This window comes from Microbulbifer sp. MLAF003, from assembly GCF_030012965.1.
In the GTDB taxonomy this organism is placed as follows: Bacteria; Pseudomonadota; Gammaproteobacteria; order Pseudomonadales; family Cellvibrionaceae; genus Microbulbifer; species Microbulbifer variabilis.
Genome location: NZ_CP120232.1, coordinates 1,044,371 through 1,070,175, shown reverse-complemented (window position 1 = coordinate 1,070,175; position 25,805 = coordinate 1,044,371). Strand labels below are relative to the sequence as shown.

Below are 25,805 nucleotides of genomic sequence, written 5' to 3'. Positions count from 1 at the left end.
GAACTTCAACTACTGCCCCATAGCTGCCAGCTGGTCCGCCTGGTGCTCAGTGCGTAGCGGGCCAATCACCTCCTCCAGAGCACCCTGCATCACCTCATCGAGTTTGTATAAGGTCAGGCCAATACGGTGGTCAGTCACCCGCCCCTGGGGATAATTGTAAGTACGGATGCGTTCGGAGCGATCTCCGCTGCCAACCAGACTCCTGCGCGCATCAGAAATTTCCTGTGCCGCAGCGGCCTCTTGTTCACTGGAAAGCTTGGCCTGTAAAAGCGCCATCGCCTTGGCTTTGTTTTTATGCTGAGAGCGTTCGTCCTGGCACTCAACCACAATTCCGGTGGGCAAATGGGTCAGGCGCACAGCGGAGTCAGTTTTGTTTACATGCTGGCCACCGGCACCCGAGGCGCGATAGGTATCCACACGCAGGTCGGCCTTGTTTATTTCAATAGCATCGCGCTCATCGGGCTCAGGCATCACCGCCACTGTGCAGGCGGAGGTGTGAATACGCCCCTGGGATTCCGTTTCCGGAACTCGCTGCACACGGTGAGCACCGGACTCAAATTTCAGTTTGGCATACACGTCTTCACCGGCCACTCTAGTGATAATCTCCTTGTAGCCTCCATGCTCGCCGGCATTCTCACTGACGATCTCAATACGCCAGCCCTGCTTCTCCGCGTAGCGCGAATACATGCGAAATAGATCACCAGAGAAAATTGCCGCCTCGTCGCCACCAGTGCCTGCACGAATTTCCAAAAAGACATTTTTGCGATCATTGGGGTCGCGGGGTAGCAGCAAAGTCTGCAACTCACGCTCCAGGGGTTCCACCTGGCCCTCGGCCTCGCGCAGCTCCTCCTGGGCCATTTCACGCATTTCCTGATCGCTCTCATCGAGCATCTCCTGCGCAGCTGCCATATCTTCTTTAAGCTGTTTATAGCGGCCATAACATTTGACCACTTCTTCCAGCTCGGAGTATTCCCGCGATAACTCGCGGAACTGATCCTGGTCGGAAATCACACTGGCATCACCTAGCAGCGCCGACACTTCCTCGTGACGTTCCTGCAAGTTTTCCAGTTTATTCAGTAGCGATTCTTTCATCTGTGTTTTTTCTCTGATTCGATATCGGCAAGGTCATCCAACCCAACCACTTCGCGGGCAATGCGCAGCCGCTCCAGGTCGCCTTCAGCTGTCGCTTTTTTGAGGCTGATCGTAGGCGCATGGATTAATTTATTCGTCAGTGAGCGGGCCAACTGCTCCATCAGGCGGCGAGGATCCTCACCCTTATCCAGTTGCAAGAGTACCCTTTCTAATTCAGTACCGCTGATTTGCTGTGCACGCTGTCGATAGCTGCGGATGGTATCCACTGCACCAAGCGCCCGACTCTCTTTAGAGAATTCTGCCGCGGCGACTTCAATAATTTCTCTCGCCGCCTCTGCCGCCCTCTCTCGAGAGCGCATGCCCTCATCAATCACTCCGCGCAAGTCATCTACGGTGTAGAGGTATACATCATCGAGTTCACCAACCTGGGGCTCTATATCCCGCGGTACCGCTATATCCACCATAAACATCGGGCTGTGACGACGCTTGCGCAAAGCCGACTCCACTGCTCCCTTACCCAAAATTGGCAGTTGGCTGGCAGTAGAGCTAATTACAATATCCGCGCGGGCAAGATGTTCGGGAATATCGGCAAGCAGAATCGCTTCAGCACCAAAATTCTCTGCCAGCAACTGCGCACGACTGAGGGTACGGTTGGCCACAATGAGTTGTTTGATGCCCTGATCCAGTAAATGACGCGCAACCAGCTCTACTGTCTCGCCCGCACCAATCAAAAGTGCGGTTTGCTTTTTCAGATCGGTAAAAATGCGTGAAGCGAGAGAAACGGCAGCATAGGCCACAGACACCGGGTTTTCGCCGATAGCCGTTTCGGTACGAACTTTCTTTGCCACAGTGAACACGCGCTGAAATACCCGGTGCAGCTCACTACCCACACTGCCAGACTCCCTCGCCACAGCATAAGCAGACTTGATCTGGCCAAGGATTTGCGGTTCGCCCAGAACTAGTGAGTCAAGGCCGCAGGCAACACTCATCATGTGGCGAACCGCCGCTTCCCCAGTGTGGGCATAGCTGCAGCCCCGCAGTTGTTCGAGCGGTATCTGGTGGTATTCTGCCAACCACCGCAACAGAGGCTCCGCCTCCAGGTTCCCGTAGATTTCGGTGCGGTTGCAAGTGGATAGAATCGCAAGCTCCCGGCAGTCGAGCGCTTTGCGCGCATCCCCCAGGGCACCGGGCATCACCTCGGGCGCAAAGGCGACCCGTTCGCGCACCTCTATCGGTGCACTATCGTGGTTGATCCCCAGGGTAAGAATTGGCATAGAGTTCCGTCGGCTATAAATCTAGGAGTACATCATCCGTATAGGGGGCGCATTTTCACGGGCCGCCGCTTTGCTTGCAAGGTCGGGAGACGGTTTAATTGCGCGCTGATTTGACTTAGCGGACCGGGACCCAGCGTCCAGAAGCGGATTCGCGACTAGAATTATATGGCGATAATCGTTTAAAACACGCCACTCGTATACAGCTTACGCGCCGCAGCAACGTATGGACACGATCTATGCTCCCACCCCGACAGCCCGATTCAAATCATAATGCCTCGGCCACCCTGCTTCTGACCATCTGCCTGCTGCTGGCAGCCTGTGCCCAGGTTCAGCCCCGAGAGGCAGCTACTGATGCCAAATCACCACCAGTGGCTCAGAACCTAAAAGAGGATGGCGCCGACGCCTCCCCAGAGAGCGAACCCCGCGCTTTTCCTATCGATACCTTCTACACACTTCTGGTGGCTGAAGTTGCCGGTATTCGTGAACAGTATGATGTAGCACTGGCCAACTACTACCACCAGGCAGAAGTTACCAAGGACGCCGGCGTCGCCGAACGAGCCACACGTATCGCCCGTTTCCTGAATGCCCGTCAGGCTGCCCTGCGCTCAGCACAGCTTTGGGTTGAGCTGGAACCAGACAATGCCGATGCCCAATTGGCGCTCACTGCTGAGCTAACTCTTGCAGGAGAACTCTCAGAGGCCATGGTCCACGCGGAGCAGGCTCTAAAATTGGGAGGCAAAGCACCGCTGCAATCCCTCGCCGCCACAGCCATTGGCCGTGAAAAGCTCGACGATCAGATACGCGCAGAATTTGCCAGGCTGGCGCGGGCGCACCCAAACAACGACGAAGTGGCACTGGCCCATGCAATGGTGCTACGCGCTACCGAGCAATACAACCAGGCACTAGTAGTAGTACGCCGTATCCAGGAGAGTCATCCAGACCAACTGGATGCTCCACTGTTACAGAGCCATCTGCTGGTGGACCTGGGCAAGCGGCGTGAAGCCATTGAGCTCTTGGAAAAACTGGTCAGCGTGCACCCCAATGAGACTCGCCTGCGCCTCCAATATGCGCGCCTGCTAATACGCGAAGACCTTGCACTGGCGCGCCAGCAATTCGCCGAGCTGGTCAAACAACGACCTGAAGACGGCAACCTAATCTTGTCACTGGCCCTGATTCAATACGAAACCAATCAGCTGGATTTGGCCAAACCACTGCTCGATAAACTTCTGGAGCTGGAACAACACGAATCAGCAGCACATTTTTATCTTGGCGGCCTGGCCGAAAAGCGAGGAGAGATTGCCACTGCCGTGAAACACTTCCGCCAAGTGGAGCCCGGCAACGATTATGTGGAAGCCATTACCAAAGGCACAAAGCTGCTCGCAACCAGTGGCAAGCATGATGAAAATGAAAAGTGGTTTACCAAACTTCGCCAACAACACCCTCGACAGGAAGAACATTTTTTCCTGATGGAGGTCGAATTGTTGCGAAAAAATGATGAACCACTAAAAGCCCTGGAGCGGGTTGAGCAGGGACTAAAAGTAATGAGTGGCAGTGGTCGTTTGATGTACACGCGTGCACTTCTCAACGACCAACTTGGCAATGCCACTGCCTTCGAGCATGACCTGCGCAACTTGCTGGAGCGCGACCCGGAAAATGCCACTGTACTCAATGCCCTGGGCTACAAACTGATTGATGATGATGCCCGCCTCCAGGAGGCTTTTGAGCTGATCAGTAAAGCGCTGAAACTGGAGCCCGAAGATCCAGCCATTATCGACAGCATGGGTTGGGTCCAGTACCGTCTCGGTAATTTTTCTGCTGCGGAAAAGTATTTACGTCAGGCTATGGACAAACTACCCGATCACGAGATTGCTGCGCACCTGGGAGAAGTGCTCTGGGTACAGGGCGATCGTGAAGGAGCTTTAAAAATCTGGAGGGATGGAATGAAGCTCAACCCCCAGAGCAAAATTATTCCGGCCGCAATGAAGCGTTTACAAATTAAAGAAACACTGGAACAGCATGCATCTGACAACTGAAACCACCGTTACACGAAAGTTCTATTTTTTACTGGTGGCCACCCTCGCTCTATTGGTGTCAGCCTGTGCAGGGCAAAAAGCCAAGGAACAACCGGCAGCCGATACCCCACAAGAAACTGCAACACCCACATCGGTGGCACAGCTTAAGCAGTGGACGATTAAGGGCAAGCTCGGGGTGCGCTCGCCGGCCGATAATGGCAGCGCCAACCTGACATGGCAGCAAAGCGGTGCGCAAAACTTTCGTATTCACCTGAGTGGCCCGCTTGGTGCCGGCACTACAGTCATTTCCGGCTCCGCAGGCGGCGTCAGCTTGGTGCGCGGTGATGAGGCCCCGGTTGTCGCGCGCAACGCAGCCCAACTCACTGAGCAAACCCTGGGTTGGCCACTGCCCGCCAGTGAAATGTTTTACTGGGTACGAGGTCTGCCTGCTCCCGGGCCCAGGGGTGCAGAAAGACACAATGATCAGGGACTGTTGCAAAGCCTGCAGCAATCTGGCTGGACCCTCAGCTTTAGCGACTATCGTCAAAATGGGCCTTTCACCCTGCCCACCCGCATCAAGGCACAAACCAACGCCGCTGCCGGACCCGTGAATGTAACCCTGGTTATCAAGGACTGGGGTTTTTAAATGCCGAAACCTCAGCATGCGGGTATCATGGGCCAAACAAAGCTAACCGACCCAACCACCACGCATGCTGAAGTTACCCGCCCCCGCAAAACTGAACCTGACCCTGCGTATTCTTGGCCGACGTGCCGACGGCTATCACGAGTTGCAAACCCTTTTCCAATTACTCGACTACGGTGACGAACTGGAGTTTTCTGCACGCGCTGATGATGTCATCAGCGTAGATGCCGGTGAACTGGATGTAGCCGAGCGGGACAACCTGGTTTACCGGGCTGCCCTGCTTCTTCGAAAGGAAGCCAAGCTTGCCGGTGAAAAATTGCCTGGTGCACATATTCGCCTGATTAAAAAACTACCGCACGGTGGGGGTATCGGCGGGGGCAGTAGTGACGCAGCCACTACTTTATTGGGCCTTAATCATCTTTGGCGCTGCAACCTGCCTATAGATACCCTGGCCGAGTTGGGCCGCCAACTCGGTGCCGACATTCCACTTTTTGTCCGCGGACATACTGCCTGGGCCGAAGGCGTTGGGGAAAAATTAACTCCTGTTATCACTGAAAAACGCCACTACTTGGTGGTGTCTCCTGGTTGCGAAGTGAGCACTGCAAAAATTTTTCACGATTCGCGTTTGACAAGAGATTCTGTCGCAATTACATTAGCGGCCCTTCGCGAGGGGCAGCTCACAGAAACGCCGCTCAGCAGTGAAAAACTGGAAGCTTTTTCCGGTAATGACTGCCAGGCACTGGTTGAGAGTCTCTACCCTGAAGTTCGCGATGCCAGAGAGTGGCTAGAGCAATTTGCACCAGCTCAACTCACAGGCACTGGAAGCTGTGTCTTCACCGCCTTCCAAACTGAGCAAGCAGCCAAATCGGCACTTGCCAGGCTACCGCGAAAATGGCAGGGTTTTATAGCAAATGGTATCCAGGTTTCACCTGTACACCAGAAGCTCGCGAAATTAACCTCAAGAGATTGAGGAAAAATACTGGGGCGTAGCCAAGCGGTAAGGCAGCGGGTTTTGATCCCGTCATGCGAAGGTTCGAATCCTTCCGCCCCAGCCATTTTCTTTTGTATGCTGTGGCGCAAGCAAAAACCGGTTCCGACATGTCTCAGTCGACACTGACCCAGCCGGCCCGGGCCATCCGCATAGGGCTGAGAGCAGCCTCCCCCAATTTTACAGAGATGTCACAGGCAAGCTTTTTGGCAAACACCTTTCGACAACCTGGAGGCTCCCCAAAGCTAAGAGCAATCACCTGGATGACCAGGGCAAGCCAGCAATCTACTCCAACTTTGCTTCGCTCCCCCTGCATTCCCGAGTATAAAAATGATGCTATCGCATCCCAACTTCTAGCGGAAAATGCGGGCATCTACACTTCAATTCACATCAAGACAGAATCAAAGGAACTCGCAGTGGCTGACTTAATGGTCTTTACCGGCAACGCAAACCCGGAACTGGCACAGAAAATTGTCGACCATATGGCGATCCCCCTGGGCGAAGCTGCGGTTAAGCGCTTCTCCGACGGTGAGATTGCAGTTGAAATTACCGATAACGTACGCGGTCGCGACGTTTTCGTTGTGCAGTCCACCTGCCAACCCACCAACCGCAACCTGATGGAGCTGATCCTTCTGGTAGATGCCCTGCGCCGCGCCTCTGCTGGCCGCGTTACAGCCGTAGTACCTTACTTCGGATATGCTCGCCAGGATCGCCGCGTAAGATCCCAGCGTGTACCTATTTCCGCAAAAGTAGTTGCCGATATGATGGTAAGCGTGGGCATCGACCGCGTACTGACTGTCGACCTGCACGCTGAACAGATCCAGGGCTTCTTCGATGTGCCCGTAGATAACGTATATGGCTCTTCTGTACTGCTCGACGATATCGAGCGCCAGAAGTACCAGAACCTGGTAGTAGTATCCCCGGATATCGGCGGTGTTGTGCGCGCTCGCGCAGTGGCCAAGAGCCTCGACTGTGAGCTGGCTATCATCGACAAACGTCGCCCGGCTGCTAACGTCGCAGAAGTGATGAACATCATCGGTGAAGTCAGCGGCCGCACCTGCCTGCTGGTAGATGACATGGTCGATACCGCCGGCACCCTGTGCAATGCCGCCAACGCCCTGAAAGAACATGGTGCAGAGAAGGTAGTTGCCTACTGTACCCACCCGGTATTGTCCGGTAACGCCATCAGTAACCTGAACAACTCCGTACTGGACGAGCTGGTAGTGACCGACTCCATTCCCCTTGGGGACAAGATGGAGAAGGCCCCGAAGATTCGCCAGCTGACCCTGTCCGCAATGCTGGCCGAATCCATGCGTCGCATCAGCAATGAAGAATCCCTCTCCGCGATGTTCCGTTAAGGCCGGAATGGGAGTGCATACCAAATAAATACAGAGTGTCCCGCTATGCGGGGCACTTTGCCTTTGGCTCTGATTCCCGTAGAATACGCGCCCGCCCGGCACCGCCGGGCGATTACTTTTGGGCCCAACAGCCCAATTTACACAAACGCCAGAGCGGTCCGGTCGCAGGTCTCTCTGGACAGACAACCCGAGGTTTAACCCATGTCTGATATCAAACTGAACGCCATTGCCCGCAGCGATGAAGGGAAAGGTGCGAGCCGCCGCCTGCGTCGCCTGGAAGGCCGTGTACCCGGCATCGTTTACGGTGGTGAAGCTGAGCCGCAATCCGTATCCCTGCTGCAAAAAGACCTGTTCAAGGCCCTGGAAAATGAAGCATTCTTCTCTTCCATGCTGACCGTGGACATCGATGGTAAAGAAGAGAAAGTGATCCTGCGCGATCTGCAGCGCCACCCCGCCAAGCAGCTGCTTCTGCACATCGATTTCCAGCGCGTTTCTGCCAGCACCAAAGTACACGTTAAAGTGCCTCTGCACTTCCTTAACGAAGACACCAGCAAAGGCGTTAAAGCCGGCGGTATCGTTTCCCATACCCTGACCGAGCTGGAAGTGAATGCTCCTGCTGGCAAGCTGCCTGAGTTCATTGAGGTGGACCTGGCAGACCTGGAGCTGGATGGCATCCTGCATATCTCCGACCTGAAACTGCCAGAAGGCGTTGAATCTGCAGACCTGAGCCACGGCGAAGACCACAACCTGGTTGTAGCGTCTATCCACAAGCCTCGCGGCGCCGTTGAAGCTGACGCTGAAGCCGAAGCTGGCGAAGGCGAAGAGTAATCGCCTTGGCTGCGGCACCGGATACCCCGATCCAGTTGATTGTCGGCCTGGGAAACCCCGGGCCGGAATACGATCGGACACGGCACAACGCCGGTGCTGATTTTGTTGTCGAGCTGGCCCGCCAACATGGCACCCAGCTCAGCCAGGACAGCAAATACCACGGCCTCACAGGCCGTGTGCGGATCGGCAGCCGGGAAATCCGGTTGCTGATCCCCACCACCTATATGAATCGCAGCGGCCAGTCTGTCGGCCCATTGGCGAACTTTTTCAAAATTCCCCCGGAAGCCATACTGGTGGCTCACGATGAGCTGGACCTCGCCCCCGGTATCGCGCGCCTGAAAGCCGGCGGCGGTCACGGCGGACACAATGGCCTGAGGGATATCATTGCCGCACTGGGCAACAACCGAAACTTTATGCGCTTGCGACTCGGCATCGGCCACCCTGGCAGTTCGAGCGAAGTGTCCCGGTTTGTACTCCAGCGAGCTCCCAGAGCGGAACAGGAAACACTGGCTGATGCCATCGATCGCTCGATCGACGTACTGCCCACCGCCGCCACTGGCGACTGGGGCTCAGCCATGAAAACGCTGCACACCGCCAAATAGATCCCCCCGGGTAGCTTGCCTTTTGCCCCGGAAATCTCGATAGTGTGCTGCGCCAAATTGCCGGTATTTTCCCGACTGGCCCGGATCATTCAGCGGCCGCGCTACCCAGCCTGCCCAGACTTCCGCCAGCGCAATCACTACCGGACTTCAAACGCAATTAGCAGAGTGCGCGCTTCGCGCCTCAGGCAAACGGAAAAATATCACCATGGGTTTTACTTGCGGTATAGTCGGCCTGCCTAACGTGGGCAAATCCACCTTATTTAACGCACTGACCAAGGCGGGCATCGATGCAGAGAACTTCCCTTTCTGTACCATCGAGCCCAATGCCGGCGTAGTGCCGGTACCAGACACCCGCCTCGACAAGCTGGCGGAAATCGTTAAGCCACAGAAAGTTATTCCGACCACGATGGAGTTCACGGACATCGCCGGGCTGGTTGCGGGCGCCTCCAAGGGCGAAGGCCTGGGCAATAAGTTTCTCGCCAATATCCGCGAGACCGATGCCATCGCCCACGTTGTACGCTGCTTTGAAGATGACAACGTAATCCACGTGGCCAATCAGGTGCACCCTGTTGCTGACATCGAGGTGATCAACACCGAACTGGCCCTCGCCGACCTGGATACCGTTGAAAAAGCTCTGCAGCGCTTTACCCGCGCGGCTAAAGGCCAGGACAAGCACGCTATCAAGATGAAAGCGCTGCTGGAGAAAATCCAGCCGCACCTGGATGAAGCCAAACCACTGCGCTCCTTCGGCCTTTCCGAGGATGAGCTGGCAGACCTGCGCGAGCTGAGCTTGCTCACCGTTAAGCCAACCATGTATATCGCCAACGTGCACGAAGACGGCTTCGAGAATAATCCACACCTGGATGCCGTTGCTGCCATCGCCGCCGAAGAGAATGCGGTACTGGTGCCAATCTGTAACAAGCTTGAAGCGGAAATTGCCGAGCTGGATGACGATGAGAGACAGGAATTCCTGGAAGAACTGGGTATGGAAGAACCCGGGCTGAACCGTGTTATCCGCGCCGGCTACCAACTGCTGGGCCTGCATACCTACTTCACCGCCGGTGTAAAAGAGGTGCGCGCCTGGACCATTCCGCTGGGAGCTACCGCGCCGAATGCGGCGGGCAAGATCCATACTGACTTCGAAAAGGGCTTTATCCGCGCGGAAGTGGTCAGCTATAGCGATTTTATCAACAACAATGGTGAGGCTGGCGCAAAGGAATCCGGCAAATGGAGACTGGAAGGCAAAGATTACATTGTTGCCGATGGTGACGTGATCCACTTCCGTTTTAACGTCTAATACCCTCTCCCTTTTTCGCCTCCCCCCAGAGGGGAGGCTTTTCCCATCAGCGTAGAAGCAATGGCGCAATCAAACTGGAAAGTGGGCCTGCCCCTGACCCTGGTCACCATATTTATGTGGGCGACGCTGCCCATCGCCCTCAAAGGGCTCCTCGGGCATATCAGCCCTGGTACCGCCACCTGGTATCGCTTTGCCGGTGCAGCTCTGCTCGCAGGGCTCTATTACGGCCAGGCGCGCGCACTAAACTTGCGACCACTATTTAGCCGCATACTCCTGCCATTCACACTGCTGGCTGTAATCGGCCTCCTGGTAAACTATCTCGCCTATGCCAGCGGGCTGAATTACATCACCCCTGGTGCCGCTCAGATGGTTATCCAATTGGCGCCCCTGCTTCTGCTTATCTCCAGCGTGCTCTGGCTGGGGGAAAGTTTTCCCTTCGCCAATGGGGTGGTGTAGCTCTGGTGGTGATCGGCCTGCTACTGTTTTTCAACCAGCGCCTGGAAGAACTCACCAGTGGTGCGGGTGGAGACTATCTGCTGGGGCTTGGTTATATCCTGATTGCCGCTGTCACCTGGGCTGTGTACGGTTTCTTCCAGAAGAAAATCTTGAGCAGGGCAACACCTCAGGACCTACTGGTAGTGATTTATATCGCAGGCACCCTGTGCTTCCTGCCAATGGCCGATCCAATGAAGGTTTCCCACCTCGGCTGGCTGGAGTGGGCCCTGCTCGCCTTCCTTACTGCAAACACCCTGATCGCATACGGCGCCTTCAGTAAAGCCCTGGCAAATTGGGAGGCATCCAGTGTCAGCGCTACCTTGTCATTAGTGCCAGTGATCACCCTGTTGCTCAGTACGCTGATCAGTAGTATCTGGCCGGACTATATTGCTGTTGAGCCTCTGAACTGGATCAGCTGGGCTGGCGCCGTTGCCGTAGTAGCGGGTTCGGCATTTGCCGCTATCAGTTCCGGGCGCCACCCCAGCAAGCCCCTGGGTTCAGATAAAAAAAATCGCTAACTAACTGAAAAGAATACAAAAAAGGTGTTGACACACCCAGCCCATCGATTAATAATGCGCGCCCTCGGTAAGGCCGAGGCAACAAAAGAAATGGCAAGGTAGCTCAGCCGGTTAGAGCGCAGCACTCATAATGCTGAGGTCGGGAGTTCGAGTCTCCCCCTTGCTACCATTTCAAACCACAGAGACTATTCTTTGTGGGTCTTGAAACTGGGGCGTAGCCAAGCGGTAAGGCAGCGGGTTTTGATCCCGTCATGCGAAGGTTCGAATCCTTCCGCCCCAGCCATCTTCCAAAATTTATTCTTCAGGCCCAGTCCAGGGCAGTAACCCAAAAACTAGCGTGCTGATTTCAGAGTACAGCTCCATTCGCCTCTATCTAGCTAGAACAGTAACTACTTAAGACCCTGTACAAGCACCGGGTCGGTATCCACTGAACCACCCTCACCCACCAGATCCTGACAGCCAGCCGATAACTGCCTGTTCTGTTCCCGGCGCAACCCCAGAGCCCGCAAACACTCAAAACCCGCCAGGCAGATCAGTAATGCCAACAGCACCAGCCAACCACCATAACCGCGCATAGCCTCTTCCTCAGACATACAGGTCCACCCAAGCTGTACCACACACAGGAAGGCCACAATCAGAAGCGTGGGCTTGCGCCCAATCAGGCCAACCACAAAGACACCCAGGGGGGCGCCCAGAGCCACCACCGGCGCCGCTGCCAGCCAATTGCCAAATACACCCGGCTGCCAGTCTCCGACCAAAGACTTCACCAGTACCCCGAGCACAGAGCAAAACGCCATAATCACTACCGAAGTAGGGATAGCCACCTTGAGGTCTACGCGACTCAACAGCACCAGAGCTGCATAGACCAACATATCCACACCCACACCAGTGACTGCCACAACACTGAAACCTGCAAAGGCCCCCAATAACAAGCCCACCCGAAAATCTGTTGGGCACTGAGGGTCGCCCGCATGCTCACAGTCGGTGATCTCGCTAAGTCGGTACAAGTGAAATATTCCGAAACTGCCCCAAAGCACGGCGAAAGACAGTTTTACCCACAGCTCGGGAATCAGTGGTGCAAACAGCAGAATTCCTGCGGGTGTTGTCAGGAGTGCCCCCAATAGGGCTCCGCGCAACATGGACCATGCCAATTGCTGCTGCCGGCAAAGAATGAAGAGGCTCGCACTGACCATACCAATGGATTGCACAGCAAAGCTGAAATCACGACCGTGGCTGGCCGGCATATCAAACAGCAGCACCAAGACAGGAAACCCCACGGTACCGCCACCCATCGGCGTAGAGCCAGCCGCATAACTGCCAATCGCCATGGCCAATGCCATAGACCAGTTTTCCAGGGCCAATGTCAGATTGTCCCCTTGGACAATCAGAAACAGCCACACCCCGTAGAAAACCGCCAACCAGGCAAACCAGTAGCGGAGGGAAAGCCGCGCTAGGTATTTCATCTTATTATTCGCGAGCTAAAACGTCAGAGGGCGCTAATAGTGGTACGACAAGGGGAAGGGATCAAGGCGGGATACAGAATGCTGATAACTACATCCCGAAAATCTGACGACTATAGGCCGCCCGACAACCACAGCTGCCGGGCGGAACAGGATCAGTTCAGACGCTTCCGGCGAATCAGGCTTTGAACCTGCATGGAGGACATCATAGAAGCGTAGATAGCCGGCAAAGCACCGCGCTTACGCAACTCAAGGAAGTCCTCATCAGACAGATTGTTCAGCTTCTCCTCATCAACCACGAAGAAACCAGTCAGATCGTAAGGCTTATCATCTTCGCTCACACGCAAAGTCAGTTTTTTCTGGGTCAACAGGTCTTTAGACACCAGGAACTCAATAAACGACTCGGTAACCGCTACACGCTGGGCAGTTTCAATCACTGCCTGGGCACGGTTTTTCAGGTAGTCAGTCTGCTCACCTTCACCATCAAACAACGGCTCACCTTCAGACTCACTCAGCATATTGGAATCTTCATCGATACAGAGAACCGCCTGATCGGCATTTTCCGGATTTTTCACCAGCACGAACGGGTAGGTGCGAACTTGCAAAGGAACATAGCTGCCATTCCAACCTTCAGAGCCGGAGAACAGGTTCTCCCCCGGACGCAGACCAGTTAAGGCAACCACTTTAAACTGCTCAGTATTCTGATCTTTCACAAACAGGATCGGGTAGCTCTGGGCCGCCTGAACAATCTCTTGAACTACCAAAGGCAGAATGTGGTTGCCGCTGACATGGTCAAAAGTAATGTCTTGGGTGAGTTTCAGGTTGGCATGTGCCTTTTTATCCAAAGCTTTAATCTGTGCCATAAGTACAACTCCTAGCTACTTTTATAGTTACTTAATTTTCAGAGATACCCTAACGTACCACTTTATCGGCGCACTAACGATGACAAACGCTTTCCCGCCGTCGCCGGAAACCAAAGCCAGCATTAAACAGGTAAGCGAGCCAACAGGCAAACAAAGCCTGTTGTAAATGCCTTAAAGCAAAAACTAATCGATTATAGAGACTGTTTTCAAGACAGCAGTGCCAATAGTGGCTTCAGACCCCCATAGAAACGGGAAATAGCCAATAATGGCACCTTCTGATAAAAGCCCCTGTTGCAGGCACCTTCAAAATCTATGACGCACAGTATCCACAACAGCAAGGGGCTCCCTTAAATACATGGGAGGAACCTGACCGTCGAACGGAATCGATAATCGCGAGCCAGCTCATATCAGGGAGGAATTAAAGCTTAACCCTAAGCTCGTTCAGCGCTCTCTCGAGCACTTCGTCCTTATCAGAGCGCACCGTATCCAGCGTACTCTCAACCAGGATATCCGGCTTAATACCATAGCCAACAAACTCCCTGCCATCGGGGAAGGTATCCCGCTTGGTACACACCCTGAAAGTACCACCTCCTGGGAGGTCCACGAACATAGGTTGCCCCGTGCTGCCATAAGTTGGCTCACCCACAGTAGTAAAATGTTCGAGAGAATCTGCATATACCAGGAAGTCCTCAGCTGCTGAAACGGTATTTCGGCCGATCAACACATAGGTTGGCACTATGTGGTTACTATCCAATTTGGGCTCAACTATATCCCCGGAGTCTTCACCAAACTCCCATATAGTGCCTTCTGCATAGGGGCGATACTTCTCTAATTGCTCGAACTGATTGGCAAATGATCCCCAAGCTTTATAAGCCGCAATATGTTTGGGAGTTTTCCAAACAGAACCCTGTAAAATACGATCAGCCAAGTAAGAGATTATCTCTCCGGCATAAGCAGAGTTACCTCCATTATTAAAGCGCAGATCAATAATCAACCCTTTGGACTTAACAATCTCATCGTGGTGAGATTTAAACTGATCAACAACCTCCTGTTTCTCAAAAGTATTTAAAGCTACATAGGCTATATCATCATCAAGCCACTTAAGCTCAAATGGCTCGCCATTCGACTGAGGTTGTGTAATAGAGATGTAATCAATCTTCCTCCCACGCGCATCCCGTTTAACCTGAACCTCTTTCACTTTGCCGTCTGGAGTCTCAATAGTGAATTCTGCCGTGGTATCCGGTTTACCATCCAAGGCATCCCGAACCGCAGTACTCCAGAGAATATGCTGGGTCGAGCTGGCAATATAAGGCATTACCTGCTCCTTTAAATAGGTTTGAAGATCCTGCCCATTTACCGAAACGACAACAGAGCCAAGTGGAATCACGGACTCCACCCCTTCTCGACCCCCGTAACTATTGCTTGATGGCCAGCTTCGGCCAAGCGAACAGCAGGCCAATCCAGGTACTTGGCTGACATACCTTTAGGGTAATAAATATTGGTATGGCCATCTTGCAGGAGTGCATTAAGCCGCTTTAGCTCACGATAATACTCATAAGTGTTTTCTGTAGCCAAAACCCGCGGAATAAATTCCTGATACCTTGCATCAAAGTCCAGTTCAGGAACCTGATCGAAGAAAGCGAAGTTATAGCTAACCTCTTTCCAGTAGAGAGATAAACCATACAGTTTTTCTGCATCGGATAAATTTTCTGTTACCTCATTAACGTTATCTGCGTATACAGAGCTGGTGGTGGTAACAGCAATTGAAAAGGCCAGAGCAATCTTTTTAAGCACAATAAAAACCCTAAATTTATTAGGGTTCCCATTTTATACATTTAGAAAAGTTGGTAAATGTAGACTAACTTAACAAGGCAACAATTTGTCGAAACCAGTGGTATGAAATGATCTTATTTGCCTCCTATTTATCCTTATCTGTTATTTATAACCTCTGGAAATCAGCGCTAGTACTTCTTTCACCACCATTTCGGGCTCATCATTTTGAGGATAGTGATAGCTCTTCTCAGTCAAAACAGCTTTACCCCGTGGAAACGCTTTGGCCCAATTTGAATGTAACTCCCCCACCTATCCCGGGCCTCATCAGTAAAGAAAAGAAGAGGAGGGTTATCATACTTTTTAATGGAGGCAATTACTGTGACGGGTATATCGGGGATTTGTGGATAATCAGGTAAAGGGCGTTTAGACCAAAAGTCCAGGTACTGATTCGACATGCCGTTCTTCATATCATCCAGTTTTACCTGAGCAATTTGCTCTTCGGCCAACTCCAAATTCAGCGATCGCATAATATCCACATCATGCTCGGAAGAAGGCTCTATCAGCATCAACGCTGCCATTCTTTCAGGATACCGTGCGGCAAAAGTTCGGGCTACATGAGCACCATAGGAGTGCGCAATATAAGTAACTTTCTCTTTAACCCCCAAAGCCGCCAATAAAGCCCTGGCCCCTTGAGCATAATCCTCAGAGCTAAAATGCTTCTTAATGGCCGTTGATTTTCCGTTGCCCACACGAGAATAACGTATTACTCGTGCATGCTTCGCCAAGTCATCATAGATGGAATCCCAATCCTGCATCCCGGCCGAACCCCCGGCTTCGAGAAACAAGGTGGCCTCACCAGAGCCTTTGATCTCATATTCAATATGATATTCACCAACAGAGATTGTCTCTGAATTTACAAATGTACTTAGCGGCAGAGTAAATATCATTATTAAGAGAGCTACACGCATATAGAATTCCTATTTATTAAAATTCCCGACCTAGAATTAGTAGGGAGCTGCTAAGTTGCAGCCACCCCCTGCCCCAAGCGCGCTTCATTGCCTGGTCCAGGTTGCTCCGGCACTAGTTGGGCCAAACCAAGAGAGACCAGAGCCATCAAAGATCCGGCAAAGAACACCATAGCAGGAGAGGTCAGCCAGAGCAGGCCGAATAGAACCGGAATAATAACCGCTGCAACGTGATTAATAGTGAAACTAACACCCGCAGATGCGGCGATATCACGCTCATCCACAATCTTTTGGAAGTAAGTTTTGATTGCAATGGCCATAGAGAAGAACAGATGATCAATAATATAGAGCGCCGCAGCTACTATCGCACTCTCCACTAAAGCATAACCGGCAAAAACCAGTATCAAACCGATATATTCCAAAGTAAGGATACGGCGCTCTCCAAACCTTACGATAAACTGACCGATTTTTGGCGCGATATATAAATTGAGCAGGTGGTTTACTGTATAGAGCGCAGCAATTTCGCCAACACTATAACCAAATTTTTCCACCATTAGAAAACCGGCAAAGACAATAAAGATTTGTCGTCGCGCGCCGCTCATCATCGTTAACGCATAATAAAGCCAGTAGCGCTTACGTAGCACTAATTGCTTGCGCTGACTATGGGGTTGAGGAAACTGCGGGAAAAGTACCCAGGCAGCCAAAGCAATAAGAACAGTGACGCCACCGCCGATCATATAAACCCACGAGTAGTCTAAACCGGCAAAGTCCATCAGACACCAAACCAGACCATAGGCTAGAAGCGCTGCAAATGAACCTGCAGCGGCCATACGCCCCATCCAGATTGCCGAAGTCTTCTTTGGAAACCACTGCAAAGCCAGAGAGGTTTGCAGGGTTTCATAGAAATGAAAGCCGATCGACATCAATAATGTCGTGAGTAATAAACCTGTGAGAGATGGAAAAAAACCGGTCAGCATCACGCCAATCCCGGTCGCTACAAGTGAGAGAAGTGCTAAGCGCTGCTCCCGGATAAGTAGCAATACAAATATCACTGTAAACGCCAGGAACCCGGGTATTTCCCTGACACTCTGTAACAGGCCAATATCAGCTCCGGTAAATGAAGCCTTGGCTATCACAAAGTTATTAAGGAGAGTATTCCAGACAGAAAAAGACAGTGGCATTGAGGCTGCAAGGACTAACAGCAGAATTTCCGGTCGACGGAGGCGTTGTAACATGGCGGGACTCCTACAATAAGGGCAGCAATATACGCTATACCACGTTGACGTGTAAATTGAGGGTAATATGACTGCCAGGTACCGAAAAACCGCCTGTTAATTCTACTCAGCTGTAAAGACAAGACTCCTCTCAATTGAGCCCCACAAACTCAACAAGAACTCGCCAAATGGAACTCTGGAACTTTAGTCTCTCTTCGTGAATATAATTGGGTGTACCGATTATATTCCTGACATCTAACTGGCTGTTTGAAACCGCTCTTCTGCGAAATATCGATTTTGTAAACCTTTATAAATGAGCACCAATTATCACCTATGCTTTGACCAGGACTCAGCTCACATATATTTCCATGCTAGGGTATAAACACATAAATTCTCCTTGACGGCTTAATCATTGGAACTGGCATATGAATATCTACCCAAAACTTCATACGCTGTCACTAAAAATCGCTATCTGCGCCATTTATTTCTTATCTACTCCATTAACTTCTGAGGCACAAGAAAATAAACTGCCAGACGGGCTCAAGTTAAACGAGTGGAAAGTACCCTGGCAGGGGCTGCCCAGAGACCCCCATGTGGATAACAAACAGCAAGTTTGGTTCTGTGGGCAGGCCGGCAACTATATCGGTCGATTTACCCCATCCGATGAGCAATTTAAAAAATTCGAGGTTCCTGAAGGAACACACCCTCATAATCTGATAGTGGATAAACAGGGTATGATCTGGTATGCAGGCAACCGCAATGCTCACATTGGGCGTATGAATGCAGAGACAGGTAAAATCACTCAATACGCAATGCCTAAAGGCGTAAATGATCCACATACACTGGTTTTCAACCATGATGGCAATATCTGGTTTACAGCCCAGCAGAGCAACCGCATAGGCATATTGGATGTCAATAGTGGAGAAGTGAAAATAGCCACACCTCAAACGGCCAACGCACGTCCTTACGGAATCAAGGTAGATTCACAAAATCGCCCCTGGGTTGCCCTATTTGGTACGAATAAATTAGCTTGGGTAGACCCTAAAACCATGGCGGTAAACGAAATCTCAATTCCCCGGCCGAACGCTCGGCCTCGTAGGCTGGAAATCGATACCTCCGACAATATCTGGTATGTAGACTATCCAGAAGGCTATCTTGGCAGATATACGCCCAGCACAAAAGAATTCAAGGAGTGGAAGCTCCCCACTGAAAACCCTCGCCCCTACGGAACCGCAATGGATAACAAAGGCCGGCTATGGGTAGCAGACACCGGCGATATTCCTAACATCATCTTTGCTTTTGATATAGAAACACAAAAATTTGTCAGCCAAACTACCGTACCCAGTGGAGGAAACATTCGATATATGTATTTCGACAACAAAGATGGAAGCTTTTGGTTTGGTGTCGATGCTGGGTTCTTGGATCAGGGAATACCAAAAAACTGAGCCAGTTCTAAGTTTAAAAAATATTAACCCCTTAACCAAGGGACCCTCTGTTGGTCAAAATAATTTTTTGAAAGTAGTTAAGCTCAAACTTTACTACCCTATCCAGTTATTTTATCTTCTTTCCAAATATAAAAATCACACAAGGAGATAAACATGCCAAACAATCCTATAGGAAACAAAATTTATCCAACTGGAGGAGCCTCGCCTTTAGTAGACGTTCTTATGAATAGAGGATCCGAAGGGGAAACCCAATATATATTCACTACACAAGTCAAGCTGGATTTAATCAGATCTTAATGATAGACAAATTTATTAAAGGAACCCCTGACAGGACACGCCGGGGTCTGTCTGCTAAAACTGGAGTTTATTTAACGCCTTCAACACAGTGCTTTAGCCCAAGCGATGCCCACACCCTTCTTTTTTCTCAGAAGATAGATATAAAAATAGTGCCACTCATATGTTTATTTTTATATTCAAGCAAGGCGTTGAACTTGAGGATTATGCCGTTAGCTCCAGCAGCCCATATCGAGAACTAATTTATAGGGGAGATGTTGATTTTCGTGCAAACGGAAATGCAAAAATGCTCTACGGTGGAAGAAATCGATTTATTGATGGGAACCCCTGGAATTGAATCTACCAAAAAAATCATAAGCTCCGAGAATATCTCTCGATACAGGGCCAGCTTTCCGAACCTTATCGAGGGATTACTTTTCAACGGCTTGCAACCTTTGATTTAAGAATTACTAATCATCATAAAAGGTTTCCGTGAATTAATTAAGGAGACACTAAAATTTTATTTAAATCTTAACTACACAAAAAGTAAACATCAAAAAGTAAACATGCAGGTGCCTACTCTGGTGGAGGTTGCCAATTGATCACAGCGGGATAGGCCTTATTCTCGCATAACCAAATCACTGCTCGAACCCCAGGCCTAAGTCCTGCTTGTGGATCAGTCACTTTTCCCCAGTCACTCGCCAGAAACTCTTTCCCTTGTAGGCGGAACTGCGCTAAAAGTGCTTTCCAGCTAGGCATTGTCAGCACTAATAATTCTTTAGTGTCGTAATCAGTGGAAATCCATACCTTAATACTGTTTCCTTCACGCACCAATTTTGTCACCTCTCCCTGCCAGGAAGTCAACTGATTTCTATCACAAGTGACATAACCTGGCACAGCGAGCCTCTGGGCAGTTACCTTAGACGTACTCACCAATATCAAGGCACATAGGATAAATAATCGGATGCTGCTCATAATTGTCAGTGTATCGGGGGGAATAATCCCCCCGAAAAATTATTATAGGCCCCGATAGGTACTGCTTTGCTCATCAGCGCGAGTGGCCTGCCCCTCTGTAAATTCGTACATGCAGCTATCGTCCGTGTAATCCATAAAATTTGTAATCGGATCAAGACCGGCTGCGTTCCGTCCCCTTGTACAGGAATCCCTGCCTACTGGGCACCCATAAGCCGGTGACCTTTCTGCAGGGGTATCAGAGACATAATCCCCATTTCCACCACAGCCGCCTTGGAAGGTATGATACAAACCTAACCAGTGGCCAACCTCGTGAGTAAGGGTATCGCCCTCATTGTAAGGCGCAGCATCGCCGCCAGGCACAGAACCGGTTAAAATAACTACCCCATCATCCAGTGGATCTGAGGAATAGCTGCTTGGGAAAGTTGCCCACCCAAGTAGGCCACCACCGATATCAGCCACATAGATATTCAGGTCTCCCGCATCACCAACACGCAATGAGCTTTTCATAGCGCGCTCTGCGGAGGAACCATAACCAACGTTATACCAAGAATTATTGGCCGTTACTGAAGTTGAAACCAGATTAAAAGTAAATGGTGTACTCGCATAAGCATCATTAAGCACCGCCATTTGCGAATTAATTACATTGCTGGGTAGCGAACCATTATTTGCGTTATCAGTAATAACATGAAAGTACACATCAATAGTTACAGAGCCAGCTGGACGTAGCGTATGACCTCCACTACTTATATTACGAGACTGTCCACGCAGCGCAGTGAAATGCTGCTCTTTCAAAGCAGCCTCCTGAACAGAGGGATGATTAGTGCCACAACGTTTAAATTTAGCATTGTCATTAGCACGCTCAATCGAAGAATCACTCTCAGCAAAACCGACAGCAGGTGATATTAGCAAACACAAAGATAATGCAGTTTTTATTGAAGTTGAAAGATTAGCTTTTCTCATAACCGGAACCTTAATTTTTTTATTAAATTGATAACCCCAGACAGCCCGATCACCTTCCACTCTCAAACCAACTCATGTCAATAGTACCAAATCTCAAAAGCGTGATAATGACATCAATTTCTTTTATAGGGCGGCAAGTTCGACATAAAAAAACCACCCCCATAAAGCGGGAAAAAACCCAACCAACAAAGGAAAATAAAAAATACACCAATGACAGGAAAAATAGTTTCAAGAGAAATTATTTTCAAAGCAAAAATAAGGGACCTATTAAAATCGGCAAGCTATACCCAAAACAAATACAAACCTTGGATACAACACAAAATATTTAAGCAACCATAGATATAAGAGCCACCGCAACTCCAACAAAAAGAGCAATTAAAAGATGGGGCCAAATTCCAAACAAACAAAAATCTCAGTAATTATCATCACCTGCCCCTTTGCCATATTTCTCGCCTCTACACCAATCAACCTTATTTTTATTAATATAAATGCTATTGGAATTGGCATATATTCGAAAACCCAGATATGCATTATCATTAGTGCGACTTTAATTTTAATCGTGAATCACAGCTTATTAATGACAACCACAAAGATAACCAGAGTAAAATTCAAGATGTACGTTACTCCGGAAGAATACTAAGAAAGTGGCCTCAGCCAGAAGGATACATCTGAACTAGCAATGCAGGAGCTAGAGAGAAGCCATAATACTCATCGTAATTTAACAGAAAATACTTACTCCTTTGCTGCCCTTGTATTACCATTCATATTGGCTTTTCCTTCCATAATTGCCACCACTTCTTGGATTCGCCATAGCCAGACCTGGTCACACTGACCTACCTTACAGGCAACAGCAATTTGCGTGGCTTATTTATAAGTTAGTCTTTTAGTGATGTATGGAATGGCAAGCTATTTAATTATTGCCTGGACCGCTTAATATATTATTGGACCTGAAAGGTTTAGCAGTTATTTAGGCCATCACTTACACAACCAACAATCCTAGGGCCGTTCAGCTTGTTGTGCTGGAGCGGTAGCGAGTTTTAGAAATTTTCTAATCGAGAGACGACATGAATAAAAATAGGCGCCCAAATAATCTTATTCAATTTTATTAAGTTTTTTTCAGCATCAAAACTACGTAAAATCAATAGAATTTGATCAGCAATATGGGCCATACTCGAACAAGCCTCTATGAGTTCATACCCCCAAATAACTAAAGATAACTAAAGATAACTAAAGATAACTAAAGATACCTAAGATCTTTTTAAATGACCCATTTTCTCTAAGGAGAACGTTAGCGTGAAGTAAGTACAGATAAAAGGCGCTGACCCAAGGTGCTACCAACACCAGGGGCCAGCTAACCAAATTGATAATCAGACTATCAAAGTGGCTATATGCATAGTACGCTAGAAACCTGCTCGTCTTCAATAAAGGCGAACACATTCAGTAGCTTGGAGCGATTTTCCAAGCTCTGGGAGCGTAGCGTCCGCCTTTTCTTATTTCACGCCTACCGTTCTCGTGCCCCACCCTTCCTTTCCTGCCAGCATTACTTTCCAAGCCCTCTCATCCCGGAAGGTCTACCCATGGTTAGAGTTTAAATAGGAAACGAATATGTTGATCTTGAAGCGCAGGACCGGCGAAAACCTAAGGATTGGGGCTAATGTCTCAATCACAGTATTGGAGATTAGAGGTAACCAAGTGAAGATAGGAATACAAGCTCCCAAATCATTACCTGTTCATCGCGAGGAAATTTACAAGCGTATCCAAAAAAACTAGAACTGACCAATAGAAACCGTTTAATAAAAGAGTCTGCCAATAGGAAATGCTCAACCCAGACCGAATAACACTAAGCTATTCTAAGTTGATTATAGTTTTTGCATACTCTCTCTAAATATTACTAGAGTTCAACCATCAGGGAGCAGGACTGGACTACACCTTCACCAAATGAAGCTGAACATTATCCAGTCTTTTGTCCAAAACTATGATCCTGGTACCTTTTAGGGGTGGAATCGAAACTGCTAAATTTGTTTAGCCTTCAGTGTGTTTTACAATACTACTCAGAATTCTTATAGTCCAGCTGCCTCTGGTTTATACCCTCTTTCCTAACTGTCACTAAAGATGCATATAGGTCGCATCTCACAATTGCCCCCTTTACGTTATAACTTTATTAAGCCTTAAACTCAAAAAAATGAGCACACATTAAATATATTTTTTCCAGAATCTGGATTGGCAACACTAACCCTAAAGTCATTAGTTTGTTTCAACTCCCCAATTTCCTTCATTACCATTGGGGAATTCAATACTTCAGCACATACTTGAAAATACTTCTCTCCATCCAGCTTTTTATTTTCAGATTGTGAATAATCAGCTTTCATCACCTCAGCAAGCTTTTCGGACGCTTTCCAACCAGCACATTAAATGGCGGAGGTAGAACGGACTCGCTGAGCTCGACGATGGCATAGTGGAGCTTGGCGGCCCTGTTGCGGTGTTTTTGCAACAGGGATGACGAGCGAGAGGGTGGTAAAACGTCCGGCTTGCATTAAGTGTGCTAGTGATTCTATTCGTTTATCCGTTTTATCAAAAAATCAGCGAAACTATCAGCATACAGCTCATCGGTTTGAGCTAAATGGTCAAATAAATATACTTTATATTCGCTGTTTTCATCTAAGCCACTAGCAATGTCAAAGTAATACATTTCATCATCGTTACCTCCGAAATAAAGGCGATTAACATGGCCGGGAACAAAGTCATCTCGTGTGACAGCGAAGTCTACAATATCAGGTTTACCCATTCCGTCCGCATCTATTGCGTATATCGTATCGCTACCTATCTCTCCGCCATCATAATGCTTCAGCCACCATAAGTACGAGGCTGGAAAAGATAAGCCTAGCTCTTTTTCTCCATTAGTGATTGATTCATCACTTGCAGCAGCCCTTCCATATGGTCCGAAGCTGGTATTACCTTGCTCAATTGCTTTTATTACTTCGTCGTATGCGGTCATGTATCTTCCTCTTTGAAATCTTTTGCACGTTCTTTCCAATATTCATCACGATATGAGTTAAATTCGTTATCTTGGACAGATCTGCTTCCATCATTATTTTTCCTAAAACTTGGGTTTTTAGGCAACGCTGATGGATGCTTATTATGCTCACGGGAGCGCTTTCGATTCTTCTCTTTTAAGGCTTCCAGCTTCTTAGGATCACCATTTCCTATTTTTTGTTGTACAGGGATATGCAAAGTAGAAGTTCGAGATCGGTGAAGTTCGGGGTCAATTTCTGCCAAGCTTCCCCTCGTCCCAGTCAACCCATTAACCTCTTGACCAGTAAGATGATGTAGTTGTATTGGCTCTAATTTTTGTCGTCCATTTTTTATTCTCTTGATAACTGGGGCCCTGCCAGCTTCCATTCTTTCTACATTCGTACCATAAACCCAATTGCCACTATCATCTTTCCACGAACTTTTTTGCTGTGGATCTATTAAGTCGTCTCGTTGATAAACTCTACGACCACCAACTTCTTTTGGAGTCCACTTTTTATTTGGATTAGGAATGTCGGAGGGCTCGGTAGTATCACGAGGTCCTGCCGACGCATTCTCTTGCCCACCAGATACTTCTTTACAATTCAAGCCAAGAGGATCGATCCATTGCACTGGATTAGGTACATATCGGTAGTTGTTTACCCCACCCAACAACCCAATCGGATCTTGTGTAGTGAACTGCCCAATCGCCGGATCATAATACCTAAACCGATTATAGTGTAGCCCAGTCTCTTCATCGAAGTACTGCCCCTGGAAGCGGATTGGCTGCTCTATCTGATTTTCATGGGCCAGGGCAATATTGCCATAGCTCTTGTAGGCAACACTCCATACCACTTCACCCTCCTGGTTCGTGAGGGTATCCGGGGTGCCGAGGTGGTCCAGGTGATAGTGGTAGACCTGTTCTTTATCTTGCTCGCTTTCCTTTAAAGCAACCGGTTTAAAGGTGCCCGGTTCGAAGTAATAGGTGCGGGTACTGAGATCCTGTTTGGTTTGGTTGTCCGTTTTGTTTTCCTGTAGGAGGACATCGCTATCCCAGAGGAATTCGGTTTGTTCGCTGTTCGTGACTTTGCCAATACGACGGCCCAGGGGGTCGTATTGGTAGTGGATCACCTGTTGGAACTGTTCTGTGCCCTTCTCTACCTTGAGCTTTTCTACACGTACCAGCTGCTGGCGGCTGTTGTAGTGGTAGCGAGTTTGCAGTTTTTGCCCTTTACCGCGCAGTTCGGCAATGCGATTGCCGTGGATATCGTAGCGGTAGTGGGTATCACCGCGGAAGGCTAAACGATTGCCTTTGACCTGGGTGGCACTGGCCTGCTGTTTGGCTTCGTCTTTTGAGTTGGCGGCCGCGAGAATATTGTGTGCGGGGTCGTGCACAAAATATTCAGAGTTGGGGCCGTCTACCTGGGTCAGACTATCGTAGGCGCAACAGGGACTGCGGCCATCAGAGTCGGGCGTGCCAACAACCCCCGGGGGACTGTAGCTGTATTGGGTGCGGACGCAATCTACGGAGATTACCTCATGGATACGACCCTGAGCATCGTATTCGCAGACAGCAATCTGAAACCTGATTAAAGATTAATTAAACGCCAATAATATACTCTGACCTCAATTATTAATCAGCAACCACCCACATAGCGGGTGCTATGGTGAAAGCCTCCAAAGGAGGCTAGTTACAATCCGGCCAGCTACATCTGCTGTTGACGGCGCACTCCAGCTTCTTGATTCTTGATGTACTCTCGA

At 49.6% G+C, this 25,805-nt stretch carries 27 protein-coding genes and 3 tRNA genes; 17 read left to right on the top strand and 13 right to left on the bottom strand.

Annotation, left to right across the window (positions count from 1 at the left end; translation table 11 throughout):
- Positions 1-9: 9 nt before the first annotated feature.
- Complete coding sequence (prfA, locus tag P3339_RS05135) at positions 10-1,092, bottom strand: peptide chain release factor 1 (RefSeq protein ID WP_282952623.1); 1,083 nt, start codon at positions 1,090-1,092, stop codon at positions 10-12.
- Entirely contained in the window at positions 1,089-2,366 is a 1,278-nt protein-coding gene (gene hemA, locus P3339_RS05130; protein ID WP_020412554.1) for a glutamyl-tRNA reductase, read from the bottom strand. Before hemA ends, prfA begins: the two co-directional genes overlap by 4 nt.
- Before the next feature lie 236 nt (positions 2,367-2,602).
- Between hemA and P3339_RS05125 the strand changes: the two genes are divergently transcribed.
- The 12 genes from P3339_RS05125 (at position 2,603) to P3339_RS05070 (ending at position 11,390) form a co-directional block, all read left to right on the top strand.
- Positions 2,603-4,399: a tetratricopeptide repeat protein gene (locus P3339_RS05125; protein ID WP_282952622.1), complete on the top strand. Its 1,797-nt coding sequence runs from the start codon at positions 2,603-2,605 to the stop codon at positions 4,397-4,399.
- On the top strand, positions 4,383-5,024 hold the full coding sequence (gene lolB / locus P3339_RS05120; protein ID WP_282952621.1) for a lipoprotein insertase outer membrane protein LolB: 642 nt from the start codon (positions 4,383-4,385) through the stop codon (positions 5,022-5,024). The genes P3339_RS05125 and lolB overlap by 17 nt, the downstream gene beginning before the upstream one ends.
- Positions 5,025-5,088: 64 nt before the next feature.
- Positions 5,089-5,991 (top strand): 4-(cytidine 5'-diphospho)-2-C-methyl-D-erythritol kinase, encoded by a 903-nt coding sequence (gene ispE / locus P3339_RS05115; RefSeq protein ID WP_282952620.1) that lies wholly within the window; start codon positions 5,089-5,091, stop codon positions 5,989-5,991.
- A 10-nt stretch (positions 5,992-6,001) separates the two neighbouring features.
- Positions 6,002-6,076 (top strand) — tRNA-Gln (locus tag P3339_RS05110).
- Between the two features lie 361 nt (positions 6,077-6,437).
- Positions 6,438-7,367: a ribose-phosphate pyrophosphokinase gene (locus tag P3339_RS05105; RefSeq protein ID WP_040628500.1), complete on the top strand. Its 930-nt coding sequence runs from the start codon at positions 6,438-6,440 to the stop codon at positions 7,365-7,367.
- A 201-nt stretch (positions 7,368-7,568) separates the two neighbouring features.
- Positions 7,569-8,195 carry a 50S ribosomal protein L25/general stress protein Ctc gene (locus P3339_RS05100; RefSeq protein ID WP_020412549.1) on the top strand — a complete coding sequence of 209 codons (627 nt, stop codon included), beginning with the start codon at positions 7,569-7,571 and terminating at the stop codon, positions 8,193-8,195.
- A 5-nt stretch (positions 8,196-8,200) separates the two neighbouring features.
- Entirely contained in the window at positions 8,201-8,797 is a 597-nt protein-coding gene (gene pth / locus P3339_RS05095; RefSeq protein WP_282952619.1) for an aminoacyl-tRNA hydrolase, read from the top strand.
- Positions 8,798-9,002: 205 nt separating this feature from the next.
- Positions 9,003-10,094, top strand: a complete 1,092-nt coding sequence (ychF, locus tag P3339_RS05090) for a redox-regulated ATPase YchF (protein WP_020412547.1) — start codon at positions 9,003-9,005, stop codon at positions 10,092-10,094.
- A gap of 60 nt (positions 10,095-10,154) precedes the next feature.
- Positions 10,155-10,550, top strand: a complete 396-nt coding sequence (locus P3339_RS05085) for an EamA family transporter (RefSeq protein WP_282952618.1) — start codon at positions 10,155-10,157, stop codon at positions 10,548-10,550.
- A 5-nt stretch (positions 10,551-10,555) separates the two neighbouring features.
- Positions 10,556-11,107: a DMT family transporter gene (locus P3339_RS05080; protein ID WP_282952617.1), complete on the top strand. Its 552-nt coding sequence runs from the start codon at positions 10,556-10,558 to the stop codon at positions 11,105-11,107.
- Between the two features lie 92 nt (positions 11,108-11,199).
- Positions 11,200-11,276: transfer RNA gene (locus P3339_RS05075), tRNA-Met, on the top strand.
- Between the two features lie 39 nt (positions 11,277-11,315).
- Positions 11,316-11,390: transfer RNA gene (locus P3339_RS05070), tRNA-Gln, on the top strand.
- A 106-nt stretch (positions 11,391-11,496) separates the two neighbouring features.
- On the opposite strand, the gene P3339_RS05065 is transcribed toward P3339_RS05070, so the two are convergent.
- From P3339_RS05065 to P3339_RS05040, 6 genes are all read right to left on the bottom strand, one after another.
- Positions 11,497-12,570, bottom strand: a complete 1,074-nt coding sequence (locus P3339_RS05065; protein WP_282952616.1) for a sulfite exporter TauE/SafE family protein — start codon at positions 12,568-12,570, stop codon at positions 11,497-11,499.
- Positions 12,571-12,722: 152 nt separating this feature from the next.
- On the bottom strand, positions 12,723-13,430 hold the full coding sequence (locus P3339_RS05060; RefSeq protein ID WP_020412544.1) for a SapC family protein: 708 nt from the start codon (positions 13,428-13,430) through the stop codon (positions 12,723-12,725).
- 418 nt (positions 13,431-13,848) lie between these two features.
- On the bottom strand, positions 13,849-14,817 hold the full coding sequence (locus tag P3339_RS05055; RefSeq protein ID WP_282952615.1) for a S41 family peptidase: 969 nt from the start codon (positions 14,815-14,817) through the stop codon (positions 13,849-13,851).
- On the bottom strand, positions 14,814-15,224 hold the full coding sequence (locus P3339_RS05050; protein ID WP_282952614.1) for a hypothetical protein: 411 nt from the start codon (positions 15,222-15,224) through the stop codon (positions 14,814-14,816). The genes P3339_RS05055 and P3339_RS05050 overlap by 4 nt, the downstream gene beginning before the upstream one ends.
- Before the next feature lie 230 nt (positions 15,225-15,454).
- Positions 15,455-16,171, bottom strand: coding sequence for an alpha/beta fold hydrolase (locus P3339_RS05045; RefSeq protein WP_282952613.1), 717 nt, complete (start codon positions 16,169-16,171; stop codon positions 15,455-15,457).
- Positions 16,172-16,221: 50 nt separating this feature from the next.
- Entirely contained in the window at positions 16,222-17,403 is a 1,182-nt protein-coding gene (locus P3339_RS05040; RefSeq protein WP_020412541.1) for an MFS transporter, read from the bottom strand.
- 404 nt (positions 17,404-17,807) lie between these two features.
- On the opposite strand from P3339_RS05040, the gene P3339_RS05035 reads away from it, so the two are divergent.
- Positions 17,808-18,827, top strand: a complete 1,020-nt coding sequence (locus P3339_RS05035; RefSeq protein ID WP_282952612.1) for a Vgb family protein — start codon at positions 17,808-17,810, stop codon at positions 18,825-18,827.
- 849 nt (positions 18,828-19,676) lie between these two features.
- Here P3339_RS05035 and P3339_RS05030 read toward each other — a convergent pair.
- Both P3339_RS05030 and P3339_RS05025 read right to left on the bottom strand, forming a co-directional pair.
- On the bottom strand, positions 19,677-20,075 hold the full coding sequence (locus P3339_RS05030) for a hypothetical protein (protein WP_282952611.1): 399 nt from the start codon (positions 20,073-20,075) through the stop codon (positions 19,677-19,679).
- Positions 20,076-20,117: 42 nt separating this feature from the next.
- The gene (locus tag P3339_RS05025; RefSeq protein WP_282952610.1) at positions 20,118-20,867 is read right to left on the bottom strand and encodes a zinc metalloprotease; all 750 of its coding nucleotides are present in this window, start codon (positions 20,865-20,867) and stop codon (positions 20,118-20,120) included.
- Between the two features lie 28 nt (positions 20,868-20,895).
- Between P3339_RS05025 and P3339_RS05020 the strand changes: the two genes are divergently transcribed.
- From P3339_RS05020 to csrA, 3 genes are all read left to right on the top strand, one after another.
- Entirely contained in the window at positions 20,896-21,066 is a 171-nt protein-coding gene (locus tag P3339_RS05020) for a hypothetical protein (RefSeq protein ID WP_282952609.1), read from the top strand.
- Positions 21,067-21,142: 76 nt separating this feature from the next.
- Positions 21,143-21,364, top strand: a complete 222-nt coding sequence (locus P3339_RS05015; protein ID WP_282952608.1) for a hypothetical protein — start codon at positions 21,143-21,145, stop codon at positions 21,362-21,364.
- A 1,276-nt stretch (positions 21,365-22,640) separates the two neighbouring features.
- Positions 22,641-22,805 (top strand): carbon storage regulator CsrA, encoded by a 165-nt coding sequence (csrA, locus tag P3339_RS05010; protein ID WP_020412536.1) that lies wholly within the window; start codon positions 22,641-22,643, stop codon positions 22,803-22,805.
- 404 nt (positions 22,806-23,209) lie between these two features.
- Here csrA and P3339_RS05005 read toward each other — a convergent pair whose 3' ends face one another.
- The 3 genes from P3339_RS05005 to P3339_RS04995 form a co-directional block, all read right to left on the bottom strand.
- Positions 23,210-23,404 carry a hypothetical protein gene (locus tag P3339_RS05005; protein ID WP_282952607.1) on the bottom strand — a complete coding sequence of 65 codons (195 nt, stop codon included), beginning with the start codon at positions 23,402-23,404 and terminating at the stop codon, positions 23,210-23,212.
- A gap of 182 nt (positions 23,405-23,586) precedes the next feature.
- A complete protein-coding gene (locus P3339_RS05000; protein ID WP_282952606.1) occupies positions 23,587-24,030 on the bottom strand; it encodes an SMI1/KNR4 family protein in 444 nt (147 codons plus the stop codon).
- The gene (locus P3339_RS04995) at positions 24,027-25,439 is read right to left on the bottom strand and encodes an RHS repeat-associated core domain-containing protein (protein ID WP_282952605.1); all 1,413 of its coding nucleotides are present in this window, start codon (positions 25,437-25,439) and stop codon (positions 24,027-24,029) included. The genes P3339_RS05000 and P3339_RS04995 overlap by 4 nt, the downstream gene beginning before the upstream one ends.
- On the opposite strand from P3339_RS04995, the gene P3339_RS04990 reads away from it, so the two are divergent.
- A complete protein-coding gene (locus P3339_RS04990) occupies positions 25,434-25,637 on the top strand; it encodes a hypothetical protein (RefSeq protein WP_282952604.1) in 204 nt (67 codons plus the stop codon). The two genes, P3339_RS04995 and P3339_RS04990, sit on opposite strands and share 6 nt — an antisense overlap.
- Positions 25,638-25,805: the final 168 nt, after the last annotated feature.